Source organism: Halomonas sp. AOP12-B1-6 (assembly GCF_052379225.1).
GTDB lineage: Bacteria > Pseudomonadota > Gammaproteobacteria > Pseudomonadales > Halomonadaceae > Vreelandella > Vreelandella casei.
Genome location: NZ_JBQSYK010000007.1, coordinates 14,818 through 34,757 on the forward strand (window position 1 = coordinate 14,818; position 19,940 = coordinate 34,757).

Genomic DNA, 19,940 nt, shown 5'->3' on the forward strand with positions numbered 1-19,940 from the left:
TTTTCGTTTTTCTGAGTGCACAATTTTTTTGCCTCAGCCTTAAAGTCAGGAGTGTGTTATGACTCGAGTTAAACGTGGCGTAGTAGCGCGTCGTCGCCATAAAAAAGTATTGAAACTTGCTAAAGGTTACTACGGTGCCCGTTCGCGTGTATTCCGCGTTGCCAAGCAAGCCGTTATCAAAGCTGGTCAGTACGCTTACCGTGACCGTCGTAACCGTAAGCGTCAGTTCCGCGCACTGTGGATCCAGCGTATTAACGCCGGTGCTCGCATCAACGGTATGTCTTATAGCCGCTTTGTTGGTGGCCTTAAGAAAGCTGGGATCGAAATCGACCGTAAAGTATTGGCCGATTTGGCAGTACACGAAAAGGCTGCATTTGCTGCCATCGTGGAAAAAGCCAAGGCTGCCCAATAAGGTAAATTGCACTGGGCACTTGCCCGTGTAACGTGCCTGAGGTCATTTCAGAGTGACCCATCCAGGGGAAGAGCAGCCGCTCTTCCCCTGTTTTTTTGCCACCTTCAACGTGCTACGCCATCTTCAGAGATGGACATCGCTTAATTCGGAGTGAAACGGATGGATCACCTTCCTACTCTGGTATCTGAGGCTCGCGACGCCATTCAGGCCGCGCAGAGTGTCGCTGCACTAGACGAGTTACGAGTAAGCTACTTAGGTAAAAAAGGTGAGGTAACTGCCTTACTGAAAGGCCTGGGAAAGCTGTCAGCAGAAGAGCGACCTGCTGCGGGTGAGCGTATTAACCAGGCTAAGCAAACGCTTGCCAGCGAAATTGATGCTAAACGCCAGCAGCTTGACAGTGCTGCGTTAAATGCGCGTTTGGCTGCGGAGAGCATCGATGTCACGTTGCCAGGGCGCAATCAGTCCCAGGGCGGTTTGCATCCGGTTACTCAAACGCTTGAGCGTATTGAAGGACTGTTTACACGCATCGGCTACGATGTGGCGATTGGGCCTGAAATTGAAGATGATTATCACAATTTTGAAGCCCTTAATATTCCGGCGCACCATCCTGCTCGTGGTATGGCCGACACCTTTTATTTTGATGCTACGCGGTTACTGCGTACTCACACTTCGCCAGTGCAAGTCCGTACGATGAAAGATTGCGAGCCACCCATTCGTATCGTCTGCCCGGGCCGTGTTTATCGCAGCGATTCAGACTTGACCCACACGCCAATGTTCCACCAGGTGGAAGGTTTGCTGGTCGACGAAGGGGTTAGCTTTGCAGATCTAAAAGGTACCATCGAAGATTTTCTGCAAGCATTTTTTGAGCGCGACGATCTCTCTGTACGTTTCCGTCCTTCGTACTTTCCATTCACTGAGCCTTCTGCCGAAGTGGATATTCAGTGCGTGATGTGTAGTGGTTCGGGCTGCCGCGTGTGTTCTCATAGCGGCTGGTTAGAGGTGATGGGATGCGGCATGGTGCATCCTGAGGTTTTCCGTCACGCAGGTATCGATGCTGAGCGCTACACCGGCTTTGCCTTCGGAATGGGGGCTGAACGTTTAGCGATGCTGCGCTATGGCGTTAATGACTTACGCCTGTTTTTTGAAAACGATCTGCGCTTTCTACGCCAATTCGCTTAAGACCGCTGCCGAATACAGGAAAAACCATGAAATTTTCAGAACAGTGGCTGCGTGAGTGGGTATCGCCGCAGCTTGATACGCAGACAATCGCTGATCAAATCACCATGGCCGGCTTGGAAGTCGACGCTATTGAAGCTGTGGCCGCTGCTTTTAGTGGCGTGGTGGTGGCAACGGTGTTGAGTAAAGAGAAACACCCTGATGCGGATAAGCTAAATGTGTGCACCGTTGACGATGGCTCCGGCGATCCTGTTCAGGTAGTTTGTGGTGCCGCCAATGTTGATGTAAACCAGAAAATTGCCTTTGCTCAGGTGGGTGGTGTGCTGCCGGGCGACTTTAAAATCAAAAAAGCGAAACTGCGTGGCGTTGAGTCGCGCGGGATGATTTGTTCAGCCTCGGAGCTGGGGCTTGAAGAAGATACGTCGTCTGGCATCCTGGTGCTGTCGGCATCAGCGCCCGTGGGTGCCGATTTTAGAGAGTATATGCACCTCAATGATATGACTATTGAGGTTGATCTGACGCCCAACCGAGGTGACTGCTTAAGTATTAAGGGGTTGGCGCGCGAAGTGGGTGTACTTAACCGTTTGGCGGTTAATGGGCCAGAAATCACGCCGGTGGCTGCCGATATTGACGATAATTTTGCTATCAGTGTCGAGGCGCCAGAGCAGTGTCCGCGCTATATTGGTCGCGTTATTAAAGGCATCAACGTGCAGGCTGAAACGCCGCTCTGGATGGTCGAGCGTTTACGTCGTAGCGGCGTGCGCTCCATAGATCCCGTGGTCGACATCACTAACTACGTGATGCTGGAGTTGGGGCAGCCGCTGCACGCTTTTGATCATGATAACCTGCAAGGCGGCATCGTTGTGCGTATGGCCAAGCCTGGCGAGCGTTTAACGCTGCTTGATGGCAGTGACGTGGCGCTGCGGTCTGAAACGCTAGTGATTGCTGATCATTCCGGTCCGTTAGCGATGGCAGGTGTGATGGGCGGAGAAAACTCTGGCGTTAATGAAAATACGCATACTATTTTCCTTGAGTCTGCTTTTTTTACACCGCTTGCTATTGCTGGCCAAGCGCGTTCTTACGGGATGCACACCGATGCGTCGCATCGCTTTGAGCGCGGCGTCGATCCGCAGTTAGCGCCGCTAGCCGTTGAGCGGGCAACCCGGCTGCTTATTGATATCTGTGGTGGTCAGGCCGGGCCGGCGATTGACGTGCAAAGTGCTGGCAATATGCCTGAACAGCGATCGATAGTGTTGCGCAGTGCTCGTTTGGAAATGGCGCTTTCCAAGTCGCTTGATCGCGATGACGTGACCGATATTTTGCAGCGTTTAGGGCTAAGTGTCAGTCTGGATGAGGGGAACTGGAACGTGGTTGCGCCCAGTTGGCGCTTTGATGTTGCCATCGAAGAGGACCTTATTGAAGAAGTTGCGCGAATTCACGGCTACAACAATCTGCCGGTACGTCGTCCTGCGGCACGCTTAGCTTTGCGTTCTGCTGATGAGGCCACGCTCACCACATCACAGTTACGCCGCCAGATGGTTGCTCGGGGCTTCCAAGAGGCGATCACCTATAGTTTTGTTGCCCCTGAGCTGCAGGCCGCTATTTTGCCTGACGCTGTTTCTCCTGTGCTCGCTAATCCTATCTCGGCTGATTTGTCGGTAATGCGCGCGAGCTTGTTCCCAGGTTTAGTGCGTGCCATGGAATACAACCTTAACCGCCAGCAATCGCGGGTGCGTCTTTTTGAAACCGGTCTAGTATTTAACGGTGAGCTGGATGCATTGTCGCAAGTGCCGATGCTAGGTGCATTGGTCTGTGGTGCGCGGGAACCAGAGGGCTGGAGCGGTGCTAAAGCGCGTGTTGATTTTTACGATTTGAAAGGCGATTTGGAAAGTTTGCTGGCATTGGGCGGTGAGTCAGGCGCTTGGCGGTTTGAGCCTGCAGAGCATCCTGCACTTCATCCAGGGCAAAGCGCTCAGCTATTGTATAACGCCAAGCCGGCAGGTTGGGTTGGTACTCTGCACCCGCAGGTTCGTGCAACGCTGGGCTTAAAGATGGATGCGGTGTTGTTTGAGGTGCGTCTGGACGTTCTAAGCCAGGGTCAGATTGCAGCGTTTGAGCCGTTATCGCGTTTTCCTGAGGTGCGTCGCGATCTCGCGTTTATACTGAGCGATGCAACGCCCGTTCAGGCACTGCTTGACTGTACTAAGCAGAATGCCGGTGATTACTTGCAAAATATCAAACTATTTGATGTTTATTCGGGCAAGGGCGTCGCTGATGGATACAAGAGTATTGCGTTGGGCTTGACCTGGCAGCATCCATCGCGCACGCTAAACGATGAAGAAATCAATCAGTTGGTCGATTCAATCGTGACACAAGTGCGTGTCGAACTTGATGCTGAGCTGCGCGGCTGATAATAACTAAGGTTACGCTACGCCGCTTATCACGTTCTTGGCAATGCGTTTGCTGCTGTGTTTGCCTCAATGAAAAGGAGAAGCCCTATGGGTGCGTTGACCAAAGCAGAGCTGGCTGAACATTTGCATGCAGAGCTAGACCTGTCTAAGCGAGAAGCGAAGGCTATGGTCGAAGCTTTTTTTGAAGAGATTCGAGCCTGCCTGCGTGAGAATGAGCAGGTAAAGTTATCGGGTTTCGGTAACTTTGATTTGCGTGATAAGCGAGAGCGTCCTGGACGGAACCCTAAGACCGGTGAGGAAATTCCAATTTCTGCCCGGCGCGTGGTGACCTTTCGGCCAGGCCAAAAGCTCAAGCAACAAGTAGAGCACTATTTAGGTGCAGAGTGATTTTCCTGCACCTGAGCTTGTCGCCAAACCTTGCTCGTTAAATATACGCTTTTAAAATACAGAAATGAGCGCTTCTTGAGCGCTCTTTTTTTTGCTTGGATATCGTGGTGAAAGGGCTTTTCTGCGTTGTCTTGGCTGAGCGCGCTGGGGCGTATTTCATTTTATCTGGCCATGTTAATATTTGAGCGAATTCATCGGGTATCTGACGACTTGATGGTGGGTACTTTTAACAGGGGAGTGACGATGCCGAAGCTGAATATTCTCGTGGGTACAATGTATGGCGGCGCGTTAGATGTTGCAGAGCAGGTAAAGCCGCTTTTTGAGCAGGCCGGTTACACGGTGACTATTTCTGAACAGCCAGTCTTGATTGACATTACCGAAAGTGACGCTGATTTGGCGCTATTTTGTGTATCAACAACGGGCAGTGGCGATTTCCCCGGTAACTTTGTTCCTTTTGTTCGTCACCTGCGCGATCAAAGCCCATCGCTCTCATCGTTGCGCTACGGTTTAATTGCGCTGGGCGATAGCTCCTATGGCGATACATTTTGTGGCGCAGGCAGAGCGTTAGACATGCTGCTAGAAGATCATGGTGCTACTCGGTTAGGTGAGCGGTTAGACATCGATGCGATGGAAACATTTATGGCCGATGATGCTGCCATTCCCTGGGTTGAAGAGTGGATTGTTGCTCAGCAGTTGAAGGTAGATTAAGTAATGCAGCGAGCCCCTACCTCACCGGAACGTATTAGCGTAGCGCTGGGTTTATGTGTGCTGATGCTGGCGGCGCTGCCGCGCTATCTAGCCGGTGGTCACGAAACGCGTCAGATTCTGATCGTAGCTGCTTTCACCTTGGTGGCTGCGGCGGCTATTGTGCAGTGGCGAATGCTGTCATCCACTGCACGCCAAAAACTGCCTGCATTGCTCAAGCGTCTTGTTGTTATGATGCTATTAGGAATGGTCGCCATGGGGTGCTGGCATGCGCTATTTACTGACTGGATCAGTTGGCAGGTGTTTATTTCCCATGGCGCGACCCTGGGCGTGCTCATGCATACGCTGAGCCTGTGGTGGAAGACAGAGCGCCAGGCAGAATAGTTTTGTCGGTAAAGATTGAAAAATTCGCTGCAAGAGGTACAAAGCAGTAGAATGGTACAGATTACGTAACATGGAGCTAATAACGGCCTTAAATACGTTCTAAAGCACTTAATTGCTCACGTATTGCCTTGTTTTTAAAATCACTGCCCCCATGTTGCGAGCATGGCGCTTGCGACCATGCGTCGGGGTTCTTAAAATTGCCCCCTTGAACTTATTACATGCAATCAACACAACGCCAAGCCGTTAGAGGACAATTCATGCAAGTTTCTGTCGAGACGACCTCCCAGATCGAACGCCGTATTACTATTCAAGTGCCGGCGGCCGAAATCGACGAGGCTGTTAGTGCTCGCTTGAAAGACACCGCGAAGAATGTTCGTTTGAACGGCTTTCGCCAGGGTCGGGTGCCGATGGCTGTCGTTAATAAGCGTTACGGCCAAGATGCGCGCAATGAAGTAGTAAACGAAGTGATGCGCGAACGCTATGTGCGTGCCATTACTGATGAAGGCCTAAATCCAGCGGGTTTCCCGAAAATTGAGCCTTCCGTCAACGAAGCCGGTAAAGATTTAGAGTTCGTTGCGGTAATGGAAATCTATCCGGAGATAGAGCTGGCTTCCATCGAAGGGACTGACATTGAGCGTCCTGTCGTTTCAGTTAGCGATGCCGACGTTGATGAAATGATCGATACGCTGCGCAAGCAAAATGCAGCTTGGGAAGAAGTTGATGCCGCTGCTGCTGATGGCGATCAAATCACTATCGATTTCCAAGGCTTTATCGGTGATGAGCCGTTTGAAGGCGGCAACGCCGAAGGTCACTCGCTGGTTATCGGTTCAAACAGCTTCATTCCCGGTTTTGAAGAGCAGCTGATTGGTGCTAAAGCCGGCGAAGATAAAACGCTTAGCGTTACTTTCCCTGCTGATTACCAGGCAGAGCATTTAGCCGGTAAAGAAGCGACGTTTAAAGTGACGGTTCATAAGGTCAGCAGTCAGAAACTACCTGACGTTGACGCTGAGTTCATCGAACGCTTTGGCGTTGAAGACGGCGACCAGGAAAAATTCCGCGCTGAAATCAAGAAAAACATGACCCGTGAAGCGTCGCAGGCCGTTGATAATCGCGTTAAGCAGCAAGTGCTTGATGCGCTTAAAAATGTCAATGACATCCCTGTGCCTAGCGGCTTAGTCCAGCAAGAAACGGACGGCATGAAGCGTCAAGCTGCGCAACAGTTTGGTTTGGGCGAAGACTTTGATGTCAGCCAACTGCCGAATGAGCTGTTTGAAGAGCAGGCTAAAGGGCGCGTTCAGGTTGGCTTGTTGCTGGCTGAAGTTATTAAGGCTAATGAGCTTGATGCTGATGATGATGCAATCAAAGCGAAAGTGGCCGAGCTTGCTGAACAGTACCAAGACCCTGACGAGGTTGTCAGCTATTACATGGGTAACGAGCAGCTGAAAACCCAGGTTAAATCTGCCATTCTCGAAGAAAAAGCGGTAGCCAAGCTGCTTGAATCAACGAACGTGAAAGACGTAGAAATGTCGTATCAGCAAGCCCTTGCCGCTGCGCAAAAGCAGGCAGAGCAAGATGAGGGTGCTGAAGAGGAAGGCGAGCAAGCTAGCGCCTAACACCTTGAACGTGGCGCACCCATTTCGGTGCGCCTTTCCCTTCCCGGACGCAAGGAATCACCTGAATGAGTGAGTTCGATATTCAAAATGCCGGCGGTTTAGTGCCCATGGTGGTTGAGCAGAGCGCCAAAGGGGAAAGAGCCTACGACATTTATTCACGCTTGTTGAAAGAGCGTGTCATTTTCCTGGTAGGGCCTGTAGAAGATTACATGGCTAACTTGGTCGTCGCGCAACTGCTGTTCCTAGAGTCAGAAAATCCGGATAAAGACATTCACCTGTATATCAATTCACCGGGTGGGTCGGTCACTGCAGGTATGTCGATTTACGACACTATGCAGTTTGTTAAGCCCGATGTGTCTACCGTCTGCATTGGCCAGGCGGCCAGTATGGGCGCACTGCTGCTAACAGCAGGGGCAGCAGGAAAACGTTATTGCTTGCCTAACTCGCGAGTGATGATTCATCAGCCGCTAGGTGGTTATCAAGGCCAGGCGTCTGACATCGAAATTCATACCCGTGAAATTCTTGGTATTCGCGAGAAGCTGAATCAAATTCTTGCTCATCATACGGGGCAGGATATTGAAACCGTTTCGCGTGATACAGACCGCGATAATTTCATGAGCGCCAATAGAGCCAAAGAGTATGGCTTGATTGATGCAGTGCTGGATAAGCGGCCTACATCCTGATAGCGTGATAGGATTCTGCTTTTCTAACGAGCTTTTTCGGCGGCGTTAGCCGCCGCAGTGACAGAGGTATACGAATGGCCGACGGCAAAGGCAAGGACGAAGGTGGCAAACTGCTGTACTGCTCGTTTTGTGGCAAAAACCAAAACGAAGTACGTAAGCTGATTGCGGGCCCGTCCGTCTATATCTGCGATGAGTGTGTCGACTTATGTAATGACATCATTCGCGAGGAAGTTCTCGAAGCCGATGCCGAGAGCGACGAGGAGCGTTTACCTACGCCCCGCGAAATACGTCATACTCTGGATGATTACGTCATTGGGCAAGATCGCGCCAAGATGGTGCTATCCGTAGCGGTATATAACCACTACAAACGCCTGAAAACAGATGGACGCGACGGTGATGTTGAACTAGGCAAATCAAATATTCTGCTGATTGGACCTACTGGTAGTGGTAAAACGCTGTTGGCAGAAACCATGGCGCGTCTATTGAATGTGCCGTTTACTATCGCTGATGCAACAACGCTAACGGAAGCCGGCTACGTCGGTGAAGATGTTGAAAACATTATCCAAAAGCTGCTGCAGAAGTGCGATTACGATGTCGAAAAAGCCGAGCGCGGCATCGTTTATATCGATGAAATCGACAAGATTTCACGTAAATCTGACAATCCTTCTATAACGCGGGATGTGTCGGGTGAAGGCGTTCAGCAGGCGCTGCTCAAATTGATTGAAGGGACTACTGCGTCAGTGCCACCGCAGGGTGGCCGCAAGCATCCTCAGCAAGAGTTTGTCCAGGTCAACACGAGTAATATTCTGTTTATCGTCGGCGGTGCATTTGCAGGCCTCGATAAGGTTATTCGTGACCGTGCGGAGAAAGGCGGTATTGGTTTCAATGCTGCGGTTAAGAGCAAAGAGTCTTCTCGTGGCGTGGGCGAGCTTCTCGCTGACGTTGAGCCAGAAGATCTGGTGAAATTCGGTCTGATTCCTGAGTTCGTAGGTCGTTTACCGATTATTGCAACGCTGATGGAGCTGACCGAAGATGCATTGGTACAGATCCTTACCGAGCCGAAAAACTCGTTGATCAAGCAGTACGCTAAGCTGTTCGACATGGAAGGCGTAACGCTTGAGTTCAGAGACGAAGCATTGCGTGCGGTTGCTGAAAAAGCCATGGAACGCAAAACAGGTGCACGCGGACTACGCTCTATTTTAGAGTCGGTACTGCTGGACACTATGTATGAAATCCCATCGCTTGAAGGCGTCAGTAAGGTGGTCATTGATGGCTCAGTCATTGCGGGTGAAAGTGAACCTCTGCTGATCTACTCTCAGCAAGAAGAAGCCCTTGTTGACGGCACGGATGGCTAATGCGTTAGTCAAGTGTCGTGGCCCAGCTTAACCGCTTGCGCTAATCCAAGGGGTCGCCTAGGCGGCCCCTTGTTTTTATGAAGCGCTGTTGTGAAGTGTTACTACGTAGTCTGCTCAATGCGAATGCTTAATTAGGCAAGCGTTGTTAAGACTATGCAGTACTTTTCCAAGTACTCCTTAAGTACTCATCCGATTTGCCGAGGAACGTCTGCGATGCAGCAGAACGCCGAACAGACTCAGTGTCTACCCCTTTTGCCATTGCGTGATGTCGTTGTTTATCCGCAAATGGTCATACCTCTTTTTGTAGGTCGTGAAAAGTCTATCCAGGCGCTCGAAGCGGCGATGGAGGCTGATAAGCGTGTATTGCTGGTCGCTCAACGAGAAGCTTCTCAGGATGATCCAGATAACGCCGATCTTTATTCCATGGGTACCGTGGCTGACATTATGCAGTTGCTTAAGCTGCCAGATGGAACGGTTAAAGTACTTATTGAGGGTAGTTTTCGCGCGGATGTCTTGGACGTTGAAGAAAACGCGGCTGGCTATACCCAGGCATATTTGATGCCCCGGGAAAGCGAGCCGTTGACCTCTCGTGAGCAAGAAGCGCTGGTGAGGGTGCTGCTCAACCAGTTCGAACAGTACGTTAAGTTATCTAAAAAAGTCCCCAATGAAGTATTGAATTCGCTGTCAGGGATTGAGGATCCAAGCCGCTTGGTAGATACCATCTGTGCACACTTATCGCTCAAAATTGGTGATAAGCAAGAGCTATTGGAGATGGATCGGGTGCGTGATCGTATAGAGCATTTGATGGCTCTGATCGAATCTGAAATTGATCTGCTTCAAGTGGAGAAGCGCATCCGCTCTCGAGTGAAAGAGCAGATGGAAAAGACCCAGCGCGAGTACTATCTCAACGAACAGATGAAGGCCATCCAGAAAGAGATGGGGGACCTTGATAATGTACCTAATGAGGCTGAGAAGTACGAGAAGGCGATTAAAGAATCAGGCATGCCCAAAGACGCCTCTGACAAAGCCACTCAAGAGCTTAATAAATTAAAAATGATGGCTTCTAATTCTGCAGAAGCCACCGTTGTGCGTTCTTATCTAGACTGGTTAGTAGCGGTGCCATGGAAAAAGCGCACCCGCGTTAAGCATGATCTGGTAAAAGCTCAGCAGGTGTTGGATGAGGATCATTACGGTTTAGAAGAGGTCAAAGCGCGGATTCTCGAGTATCTCGCTGTACAGAAGCGTGTGCGTAAGATGAAGGGGCCTGTACTATGCTTGGTTGGCCCGCCAGGGGTGGGTAAGACCTCGCTTGGTCAATCGATTGCCCGTGCCACCAACCGCAAATATGTGCGTTTGGCACTGGGCGGCGTACGCGATGAGTCAGAAATTCGTGGGCATCGGCGTACGTATATTGGTTCGCTGCCTGGTAAATTGATGCAGCGTATGAGTCGTGCTGGTGTCAAAAACCCACTTTTCCTATTAGACGAAGTCGATAAGTTAGGTATGGATCATCGTGGTGATCCTGCTTCTGCGCTGCTCGAAGTGCTGGATCCTGAGCAGAACAACAGCTTTAGTGATCATTATCTAGAGCTGGACTATGATCTTTCTGAGACACTGTTTATCTGCACGGCAAACTCGATGAATATTCCCAGTGCGCTGCTCGATCGCATGGAAATTATTCGTCTGCCGGGTTACACCGAAGATGAAAAACTGGCAATCGCAAAGCGCTATTTGTTGCCGAAGCAGTTAGAAGCTAACGGTTTGAAAGGCGATGAGCTGACGTTGGAAGACAGCGCGTTGTTAGAACTTATCCGCTATTACACCCGTGAAGCGGGTGTGCGCGAACTCGAACGACAAATTGCAAAGGTGTCGCGTAAAGTTCTGCGCGAACGGATTGAAAACGAAAATGACCCGCAGGCTAGCCAGGCGGGACAGAGCTTAACTGCTGAGCAGATTGAGCACTATGCTGGCGTGCGTCGCTATAGCTACGGCTTGGCTGAGCAAGAAGATCAAATCGGCCGAGTTACAGGCTTGGCTTGGACATCGGTGGGTGGTGAGCTGCTTAATATTGAGTCCGTTGTTACGCCCGGTAAAGGGCGAATCAACAAAACGGGCTCTCTTGGCGATGTGATGAAAGAGTCGGTAAGTGCTGCCCAGACAGTGGTTCGCGCTAGGGCCGAAGCTTATGGAATTGATCCCGATCGATTTGAGAAAGAGGATCTGCATATCCACGTGCCCGAAGGAGCTACGCCGAAGGATGGCCCCAGTGCCGGTATTGCGATGGTAACGGCGATTGTTTCCGCTTATACCCAGCGCGCAGTGCGCTGTGATGTTGCCATGACCGGTGAGGTTAATCTGCGCGGTGAAGTGTTGCCCATTGGTGGGTTGAAGGAGAAATTGCTGGCAGCTCGCCGCGGTGGTATAAAGACAGTGCTGATTCCTGAAGAAAACCGCCGTGATCTCAAGGAAGTACCAGATAATATCAAAGGTGCACTGGATATTCGTCCTGTACGTTGGATTGATGATGTCTTAGCCGTAGCGTTAGCTGATAAAGTAGAAAAAGGTGCGCAGTTAAAAAATACTGAAGCATCGTTTAACAGTGACGTCGTTGCTAGTACCCATTAAGCGGTTAAAGCTCTTTTTGATCTTTAACTTTACTTAATATTTTGGCCCGCTGTCTTGTGTGGCGGGTATTTCGAGGCATGGTTGCTCGACATGGGTTGCTTGACATAGCTTTAGAGGCATTGCTATAAAACGCAGCTATGCTTTGATAGTGATACCCATCGGTGCCATGCCGTTCAGAGCCATTTTTTTTGAAATAGTCAAGGGGTGAAGAGTGAATAAGTCCGAGCTGATTGAAGCCATTGCCGCATCTGCCGATATTCCTAAAGCAGCGGCAACCCGTGCATTGGATGCCATGGTAGAGTCTGTCACCGGTAGCCTGAAGAAAGGTGAAAGCGTATCGCTGGTAGGTTTTGGTACCTTCGCAATCAAAGAGCGTGCCGCTCGAACTGGTCGCAACCCTCAAACCGGTCAGCCGATCCAGATCAGTGCTGCAAAAGTACCCAGCTTCAAAGCAGGTAAAGCGCTGAAAGACGCCGTTAACTAATTTGGCAGCGTTTGTTGTAACCAATGGGCGCATCGCACTGGCGATGCGCCCATGTTATTTTCTGGCCCCTATTTGTTAAGATTTGGCGGGTCGATGTGTTTGGCTGTGACTATCTGAGGCTAGCATGCTGCAAAGTATTCGAGATGGCTCCAGGAGCTGGGGTGCCAAAATTATTATCGGTGTTATGGTCGCGGCCATGGCATTTTTCGGGATTGAGTCACTGTTCGGGCTTTTTGGTAGTGATCCGAATGAAGTGGCGAGCGTTAATGGCCAGCCAATTATGCGTCAGCAGGTTGAGCTAGAGGTGCAGCGAGCGCTCCGTTCAGGGCAGGTGCCACCAGAGCAAGAGCGCGCCTTGCGTAGCGATATGCTCGATCAGCTCATCACTCAGCAACTGCTATCTCAGTATGCTAAAGACGGTGGTTTTAGCGTTTCTGATGAGCAGTTAGATCAGATGATTGTCGGCCTGCCTGAGTTTCATGATCAGGATGGACGTTTCTCCGCTGACGTATTTCGTAATCGCTTAGCGGGTGCCGGCTATACGCCGATGTTGTTCCGCGATGAATTACGCGTTGATATCCAGCGCCAGCATTTGCAGCAGGGCCTCGCTTTTAGCGACTTTAGCCTACCTAATGAGCAGAGCCGCTTGGCAGAGCTACAGCGTCAGCAGCGTAATTTCCGCTATGTCGTATTAGATGGCTCAGATTTAGAAGCTGATATCGCCGTCAGCGAAGAGGCAATGCAGACTTATTACGACGCTAATCAAGCCCGCTTTGAACGGCCTGAGCAGGTACGCCTTGAGTACGTATTACTTGACCGTAGCGCGATGGCGCAAGAGAGTGAGGTCGATGAAGGCGCGCTACTGGATGCATGGCGCGAGCAAAATCGTGATGCTGACCGCCGCGTTTCGCACATCATGGTTACCTTTGGTGGTGAACGCTCCCGTGACGAGGCTCAGGCCTTAGCCGAAACCGCACGCGATGCACTGGATGGCGGTGAGTCTTTTGAGGAAGCCGCGTTACGCTACTCTGACGATACCGCCAGCGCTGAAGAGGGCGGTGATCTTGGGGTTATTAGCCGCGGTTTCTTTGGCGATGCGTTTGATGAGGCTGCCTTTGGCCTTGAGGAAGGTGGCATTTCTCAGCCTGTAGAGTTGGACGGTGCTTTCCATATTATCCAAGTAACGGATATCCAAGGCCCTTCGTTTGAAGAGCAGCGTAATGAGCTAGCGCGTGAAGTAGCCCTGCGTGATGTTGATAGTGATTTTAATCAGCAGGCTCAGAAGCTAATCGATGAAAGCTTTGCCGCGGATGACTTGCAAGGCGTTGCCGACCAGATTGGCTTAACGCTCAATGAAAGTGACTGGCTTGGCCGCGATGATCAAAGCGAGGGAGTGCTGTCTGAACCTGGCGTGATGTCGGCTGCTTTCAGTAGCGACGTACTGGAGGAAGGCTATAACAGCGAAGTGATTGAGCTCGATCCGGATCGGCGCATGGTGCTGCGGGTTGCCGAACAGCGCGATGCTACGCTGCTATCGCTTGATGATGTGCGAGAAGAGGTTGAGATTTCTGTAGCAGCCGAACAGCAGCAGCAGGCGTTACGAGAAGAAGCACAGGCGTTAATCACCCAGCTGAAAGGTAGCGGCCAAGCCGATATTGACTGGCTAGAGGCTGATAACGTTAGTCGCCAGGCCGATACCACGGTGCCTCAATCCATTGTGCAAGAAGCTTTCCGCATGAAGCACCCTGAAGAAGATCAGAGTGTCTATGCATCGGTTGAACTGCCGCAAGGCGTCGCCATTGTGGCGCTCGATAGCGTTAGCGATGGGGAAGTCGATGAGCAAATGCAGACGTTTGTCACCCAAATGTCTGAGCAGCTACGCGCTCAATCCGTTCTACAGGGGTTGATTGAGGATCTGCACAGCGATGCAGACATCGAGCGTTAAAATCGTATTGCCTGTTTGCAAAAAAAAGCCGATCTTCGTGATCGGCTTTTTTAGTGAAGCGACTCAATAATCAGGCGCTGGGCAGTTGGGCCAGTGTGAATTGGCGTAGCTGTGGCGTAGCTATGCCAGTGGTCTCAATAACGATATCCCAGCCATGCTGGGCATCCCAGTCGCCCAGCACATAGCGCTTGGCTGGAACGCCTTCCACCGTCACATCATGTACCAATGGGCGATGTGTGTGGCCGTGAATCATGGTGGCAACGCTGTAGCGCTCCATCAGCGACGTGACCTCTTGCTGCGTAACATCCATGATTGCCTCGGCCTTCGTTGCGTTGGCTTCCCCTGACTGCAAACGCAGACTTTTGGCTAGCTCCAAGCGCTGCTCTAAAGGCAGGGCAAGCATCTGTGTTTGCCACTCTGGATTACGCGACTGTGCTCGAAAAGCCATATAGGCCTGATCCATGGTGCACAGGCTATCGCCGTGCAGTAATACAACGGGGATGCCCTGAATTTCCACCTCGTGAACATCAGGCAGCAACGTTGCCTGGCAGGCCGCTACGAAGCGCTCACCCAGCAGGAAGTCGCGGTTACCGTGCATCAGATAGATGTGGGTGCCATCGTCACTCAGCTTACGTAAGCGCTGAATAACTTCTTGTGCAACCCGGCTGAGCGGATGGGCGGTAGCGTCAAGAAGGTCATCGCCAATCCAAGCATCAAATAAGTCACCCAGAATATATAGGGCATCGGCGCCAGAGGCGGTGTGTTCTAGGTAGTCATAAAACCCCTGATTAAGCTCAGGGGTATCGCTACTCAGATGCAGATCTGCAACAAGCAGTGTGCGCATAAAGCTCCCGGCCTTCGTTATTCAGCGTCTTTGACGTAGGCACGCTCAATAATGACATCTTCAGCAGGCACATCGGCGTGCATCCCGCGGCGAGTAGTCGCTACGTTTTTAATCTCGTTCACAACATCCATACCATCAACGACTTCACCAAATACCGCATAGCCCCAGCCTTGCAGGTTTTTGCCGCTATGATTTAGGAAGCTATTGGCGCCTACATTAATGAAAAACTGCGCAGTAGCAGAATTTGGGTCCTGGGTGCGAGCCATGGCCAGCGTGCCAACAGTGTTTTTCAAGCCATTGTCAGCTTCATTGTCAATGGCGTCACGGGTAGGTTTTTGCTCAAAGTTCTTATCAAAACCGCCGCCTTGAACCATGAATCCGTCGATTACCCGGTGAAACAACGTTTCGTCATAAAATCCGTCGCGGACGTATTGTTCAAAATTCGCCGCGCTAATCGGCGCTTTTTCATGGTTAAGAGCGATGGTGATGTCACCGTGGTTCGTCTGTAATACGATCATTGATAAATTCCTGTTCAATAAAGGCGTTCGCCTTGGCGCTGTGCATCGGCGTCACGTTATAATAGCTGTTTTGCCCTGCACCGCGAAGGCCCATAGTAGTATCCTATGTTTTTAAGGGATGTTTTTACGGGATGTTTTCACGGCATGCCTTCATTGCTTAGTACGCCATCCACCAGAGGTTATCAACACAATCATGACCAACGAGACCACCCCAGCGCCGAACTTCATTCGCAACCAAGTACGCGACGAAATCGAGGGCGGCCAGGTCACTAAAATCGTGACACGTTTCCCACCGGAGCCAAACGGCTTTTTGCATATCGGCCATGCGAAGTCGATCTGTTTAAACTTTGGGTTGGCGGAGCAGCTGGGTGGCGAGTGTCATTTACGTTTTGACGACACCAACCCGGCGAAAGAAGAGCAAGCCTACATTGATGCGATTAAAGAAGACGTCAGTTGGCTAGGCTTTGAGTGGGCAGGCCCCGTGCGTTTTGCTTCGGACTACTTTGATCAGCTTTACGCCTGGGCGCAGCACTTGATGCGTGAAGGCAAGGCCTATGTCGACGATCTTTCACCCGATGAAATTCGTGAGTACCGCGGCACGCTGACGTCGCCAGGCAAGCCTAGCCCTTATCGCGAGCGCAGCGTCGAAGAGAACCTGGATTTGCTAGCGCGCATGCGTGAAGGTGAGTTTGGTGAAAGTGAAAAAGTCGTGCGTGCAAAAATTGACATGGCGTCTCCTAATATCAATCTTCGCGACCCCATCCTTTATCGTATTCGTCACGCCAGCCATCACCAAACGGGCGATAAATGGAAAATTTATCCCTCCTACGATTTCACCCACGGCCAGTCGGATGCCATCGAAGGCATTACTCACTCAATCTGCACCTTGGAATTTGAAGATCACCGCCCCCTTTACGAGTGGTTTTTGAACAACCTGCCGGTGCCTGCCAAACCGCGCCAAATTGAGTTTGCCCGGCTAAATCTGGATTATACGCTTACCTCCAAGCGCAAGCTGAAGCTGCTGGTCGATGAAAACATTGTCAATGGCTGGGACGATCCGCGCATGCCGACTATTTCTGGCATGCGTCGTCGTGGCTACACGGCGGCGTCTATTCGAAAGTTCTGCGAGATGATTGGCGTTACTCGCGCTGATGGTGGCTTGGTTGATATTGCGATGCTTACCCACGCGATTCGCTCGGATCTTGAGGACAATGCACCGCGAGCCATGTGCGTATTGAAGCCGCTGAAAGTCGTGCTGACCAACGTTCCGGCAGACCACGAAGAAATGTACGAAGTGCCTGGGCACCCAGCGCGCGATGATATGCCGATGCGCAAGGTGCCGTTCACTCGGGAACTCTACATCGACCAAGAAGACTTCATGGAAGATGCGCCCAAAAAATTCTTCCGCCTGGCGCCAGGTAAAGAAGTCCGTTTGCGCAATAGCTATGTGATTCGCTGCGATGAGGTCATTAAAGACGCCGCCGGTGAGATTGCCGAGCTGCACTGTTCGGTTGATTTTGACACCCTGGGCAAAAACCCTGAAGGGCGTAAGGTTAAAGGTGTGATTCATTGGGTTAGCGCACCTCACGGCGTGCCGGTAGAAGTGCGTCTGTATGACAACCTGTTCACCATTGAGCAGCCTGATCGTGATAAAGATGTCGATTTCCTTGAGCACTTAAATCCTGAGTCTTTGGTGGTGTGTCACGCCATTGGAGAGCCTAGCCTTGCTGAAGCTGCTCCTGAGGCACGCTTTCAATTTGAACGTGTCGGCTACTTCTGTGCTGATCGTCACGACACCACGCCGGAAAAACTCGTGTTTAACCGTACCGTGGGTCTGAAAGATAGCTGGGCTAAAATCAAGCAGAAGGGTTAAGGGCTGAGAAACATGGATAGGCATATGCATATTTACAATACGTTGACGCGACGCAAAGAACCTTTCACCCCGCTAGTGGCGGGAAAAGTGAGCATGTATGTTTGCGGCATGACGGTGTATGACTATTGCCACCTTGGGCATGCCCGAGTGATGGTCGCCTTTGATGTCATCACGCGCTATTTGCGTGAGCGTGGTTTCGAGGTCAACTACGTACGCAATATTACCGATATCGACGACAAAATCCTCAAGCGCGCTGATGAAAATGGTGAAAGCATCTCGGCACTGACTGAGCGTATGATCGCAGCCATGCACGAAGATGAGGCGCGTTTATTCGTCTTGCCGCCGAGTCACGAACCGCGCGCCACCGGGCATATTGGCGATATCGTGGCCATGATTGAAACGCTGATTGAAAAAGGTTATGCCTACGCGGCTGATAATGGAGATGTCTATTATCGGGTACGTAAATTTGCAAATTACGGCAAGCTTAACAACCGCCAGCTTGACGATATGCGCTCAGGTGCGCGGGTTGATATTGATGTCAACAAAGAGGACCCGCTCGATTTCGTCCTCTGGAAAGCGGCTAAACCGGGCGAGGCTCACTGGGCGTCGCCCTGGGGCAACGGTCGCCCTGGCTGGCATATTGAGTGCTCTGCGATGTCGACCTGCTGTTTGGGCGATACGTTTGATATTCATGGCGGCGGGCCGGATTTAACCTTTCCGCATCATGAAAATGAAATTGCCCAAAGCGAAGCGGCCACTGGCAAAACTTACGTTAATACTTGGATGCATGCTGGGGCAGTGCGTGTGAATCAAGAGAAGATGTCCAAGTCGCTGGGCAATTTCTTTACCATCCGCGACGTGTTGGCCGAACACGACCCCGAAGTAGTGCGTTTTCTGCTGGTGGCGAGTCATTATCGTAGTCCTATTAACTATTCAGTAGATTCACTGACGGAAGCAAGAAAGTCGCTGACTCGCTTATACACGGCGCTGCAGGATGTGGAAGTTAGCGTCGCAAATAGCACAGCGTCGACCTATCGTGAGCGTTTTACTCAGGTCATGGACGATGATTTCAACTCTCCAGAAGCGCTGGCCGTATTGTTTGAATTAGCGCGAGAACTCAATCGCGCCAAGCAGGAAAAGCCTGAAGAAGCGCCTCGCCTGGCCGCTGAGTTAAAGCAGCTTGGCGCTATTTTGGGGCTGCTTCAGCAAGTGCCACTAACCTTCTTGCAGGGCGCGCAGCTGGCTATGCCACTTAGCGAAAGCGAGATTGACGCTAAAATAGCGCAGCGCATAGCGGCCAAAGCGAATAAAGACTTTGCCCAGGCCGATGCAATCCGCGATGAGCTTGCAGCGCTAGGCATTATTCTTAAAGATGCTCGGGAAGGCACGTCTTGGATCTTTGAAGCGCCTTAGCGTATATCCATTAAATGGCTTGGCTGAGATAGGCTCTGACTTAAACGCTAAGGGTCTTTTTATACTCAAGACGCTGAAGGCTCTTATACTCAAGGCGCTGAAGGCTCTTATACTGGATAAGAGCCTTAGTCGACAAAAGCCCACTGCAAAAGGAATTCCAAGATGCGCTTTTCTGCTAATTCTTTCATGGCTAATTGCTTCATTGTTAAGCCCTTGATCGGCGCCTGTGCCGTATCTTTGACGGCATTCTCTTACGCCAGCGCTAATGAGCCGGTGGTCGTCTCATCAAAAATCGATACGGAAGGTTCCGTGCTGGGTGAGCTGATTATTCAGACTCTTGAGCGCAATGACATTGCTACCGAAAACCGCTTGCAGCTAGGCGCTACCAGCGTGGTTCGTACAGCCTTAGAAGCTGGTGAAATTGATGTGTACCCAGAGTACACGGGGAACGGCGCCTTCTTCTTTGATATGACCGACAGCGGCGTGTGGAATGACGCTGACAAGGCGTATGAAACCGTTCGAGAACGCGATGCCGAGCAAGGCTTAGTGTGGTTACAGCCTGCTAGCGCTAACAACACCTGGGCAATGAGTATCCGTGAAGACGTCGCCACCGAGAATGATCTAGTAAGCCTCGATGATCTGGCCGCCTATTTAGCTGACGGTGGCGCGTTCAAATTTGCGGCTAGTGCTGAGTTTGTAGAATCAGCGCTAGCGCTTCCAGCGTTCCAGCAAGCCTATGGCTTTACATTGGGCGATGATCAACTGCTGGTGCTTTCCGGAGGTAACACCGCCGCTACTATGCGCGCCGCAGCGCAGCAGACCAGCGGTGTTAACGGCGCTATGACGTATGGCACGGACGGTGGATTAAAAGCCTTGGGTTTAGTGGTTCTGGAAGATGCCAAGGGCGTACAGCCCGTTTATCAACCTGCGCCCGTAGTACGTGAAAGTGTCCTGTCCGAGTATCCGGAAATGGAAGCGTTACTTAACGAAGTGTTCGTCACTCTCGACTTAGATACGCTGCAAACGCTTAATGCCGATGTGGCGGTTAACGGCTTGTCGCCGGCCCAAGTGGCCAGTGACTATCTTGACACGCTGGATCAGTAGCGCCTGAT

The 19,940-nt window shown here is 51.2% G+C and carries 17 protein-coding genes; 15 read left to right on the top strand and 2 right to left on the bottom strand.

The features are described from left to right. Positions 1–58: 58 nt before the first annotated feature. The 12 genes from rplT (at position 59) to ACT3TR_RS17090 (ending at position 14,180) form a co-directional block, all read left to right on the top strand. Positions 59–412, top strand: a complete 354-nt coding sequence (rplT, locus tag ACT3TR_RS17035) for a 50S ribosomal protein L20 (RefSeq protein WP_078087679.1) — start codon at positions 59–61, stop codon at positions 410–412. Positions 413–571: 159 nt separating this feature from the next. Then, complete coding sequence (gene pheS / locus ACT3TR_RS17040) at positions 572–1,591, top strand: phenylalanine--tRNA ligase subunit alpha (protein WP_096279839.1); 1,020 nt, start codon at positions 572–574, stop codon at positions 1,589–1,591. Positions 1,592–1,617: 26 nt separating this feature from the next. Then, complete coding sequence (gene pheT / locus ACT3TR_RS17045) at positions 1,618–3,999, top strand: phenylalanine--tRNA ligase subunit beta (RefSeq protein ID WP_441685552.1); 2,382 nt, start codon at positions 1,618–1,620, stop codon at positions 3,997–3,999. A gap of 87 nt (positions 4,000–4,086) precedes the next feature. Next, a complete protein-coding gene (locus ACT3TR_RS17050; RefSeq protein ID WP_096279844.1) occupies positions 4,087–4,386 on the top strand; it encodes an integration host factor subunit alpha in 300 nt (99 codons plus the stop codon). A 243-nt stretch (positions 4,387–4,629) separates the two neighbouring features. Beyond that, positions 4,630–5,094, top strand: a complete 465-nt coding sequence (locus tag ACT3TR_RS17055) for a flavodoxin (protein WP_441685550.1) — start codon at positions 4,630–4,632, stop codon at positions 5,092–5,094. Positions 5,095–5,097: 3 nt separating this feature from the next. Further along, complete coding sequence (locus ACT3TR_RS17060; protein WP_096279848.1) at positions 5,098–5,475, top strand: hypothetical protein; 378 nt, start codon at positions 5,098–5,100, stop codon at positions 5,473–5,475. 257 nt (positions 5,476–5,732) lie between these two features. After that, the gene (gene tig, locus ACT3TR_RS17065; protein WP_444625898.1) at positions 5,733–7,088 is read left to right on the top strand and encodes a trigger factor; all 1,356 of its coding nucleotides are present in this window, start codon (positions 5,733–5,735) and stop codon (positions 7,086–7,088) included. Positions 7,089–7,153: 65 nt separating this feature from the next. Next, positions 7,154–7,771, top strand: a complete 618-nt coding sequence (clpP, locus tag ACT3TR_RS17070; RefSeq protein WP_096279853.1) for an ATP-dependent Clp endopeptidase proteolytic subunit ClpP — start codon at positions 7,154–7,156, stop codon at positions 7,769–7,771. A gap of 74 nt (positions 7,772–7,845) precedes the next feature. Continuing rightward, positions 7,846–9,126: an ATP-dependent Clp protease ATP-binding subunit ClpX gene (gene clpX / locus ACT3TR_RS17075; protein ID WP_096279855.1), complete on the top strand. Its 1,281-nt coding sequence runs from the start codon at positions 7,846–7,848 to the stop codon at positions 9,124–9,126. Between the two features lie 213 nt (positions 9,127–9,339). Continuing rightward, on the top strand, positions 9,340–11,751 hold the full coding sequence (lon, locus tag ACT3TR_RS17080; protein WP_441685546.1) for an endopeptidase La: 2,412 nt from the start codon (positions 9,340–9,342) through the stop codon (positions 11,749–11,751). Positions 11,752–11,962: 211 nt separating this feature from the next. Beyond that, positions 11,963–12,235, top strand: coding sequence for an HU family DNA-binding protein (locus tag ACT3TR_RS17085; protein WP_096279859.1), 273 nt, complete (start codon positions 11,963–11,965; stop codon positions 12,233–12,235). 124 nt (positions 12,236–12,359) lie between these two features. Beyond that, positions 12,360–14,180, top strand: a complete 1,821-nt coding sequence (locus ACT3TR_RS17090; protein ID WP_096279861.1) for a SurA N-terminal domain-containing protein — start codon at positions 12,360–12,362, stop codon at positions 14,178–14,180. A 70-nt stretch (positions 14,181–14,250) separates the two neighbouring features. Here ACT3TR_RS17090 and ACT3TR_RS17095 read toward each other — a convergent pair whose 3' ends face one another. Beyond that, a complete protein-coding gene (locus tag ACT3TR_RS17095; protein ID WP_096279863.1) occupies positions 14,251–15,024 on the bottom strand; it encodes a UDP-2,3-diacylglucosamine diphosphatase in 774 nt (257 codons plus the stop codon). Positions 15,025–15,041: 17 nt separating this feature from the next. Then, the gene (locus ACT3TR_RS17100; protein ID WP_444625897.1) at positions 15,042–15,542 is read right to left on the bottom strand and encodes a peptidylprolyl isomerase; all 501 of its coding nucleotides are present in this window, start codon (positions 15,540–15,542) and stop codon (positions 15,042–15,044) included. Positions 15,543–15,735: 193 nt separating this feature from the next. On the opposite strand from ACT3TR_RS17100, the gene ACT3TR_RS17105 reads away from it, so the two are divergent. The 3 genes from ACT3TR_RS17105 (at position 15,736) to osmF (ending at position 19,932) form a co-directional block, all read left to right on the top strand. Then, on the top strand, positions 15,736–17,415 hold the full coding sequence (locus tag ACT3TR_RS17105) for a glutamine--tRNA ligase/YqeY domain fusion protein (RefSeq protein WP_444625896.1): 1,680 nt from the start codon (positions 15,736–15,738) through the stop codon (positions 17,413–17,415). Positions 17,416–17,439: 24 nt separating this feature from the next. Next, positions 17,440–18,828, top strand: a complete 1,389-nt coding sequence (gene cysS, locus ACT3TR_RS17110) for a cysteine--tRNA ligase (protein ID WP_441685537.1) — start codon at positions 17,440–17,442, stop codon at positions 18,826–18,828. 162 nt (positions 18,829–18,990) lie between these two features. Beyond that, the gene (osmF, locus tag ACT3TR_RS17115; protein ID WP_444625895.1) at positions 18,991–19,932 is read left to right on the top strand and encodes a glycine betaine ABC transporter substrate-binding protein OsmF; all 942 of its coding nucleotides are present in this window, start codon (positions 18,991–18,993) and stop codon (positions 19,930–19,932) included. Positions 19,933–19,940 lie beyond the last annotated feature (8 nt).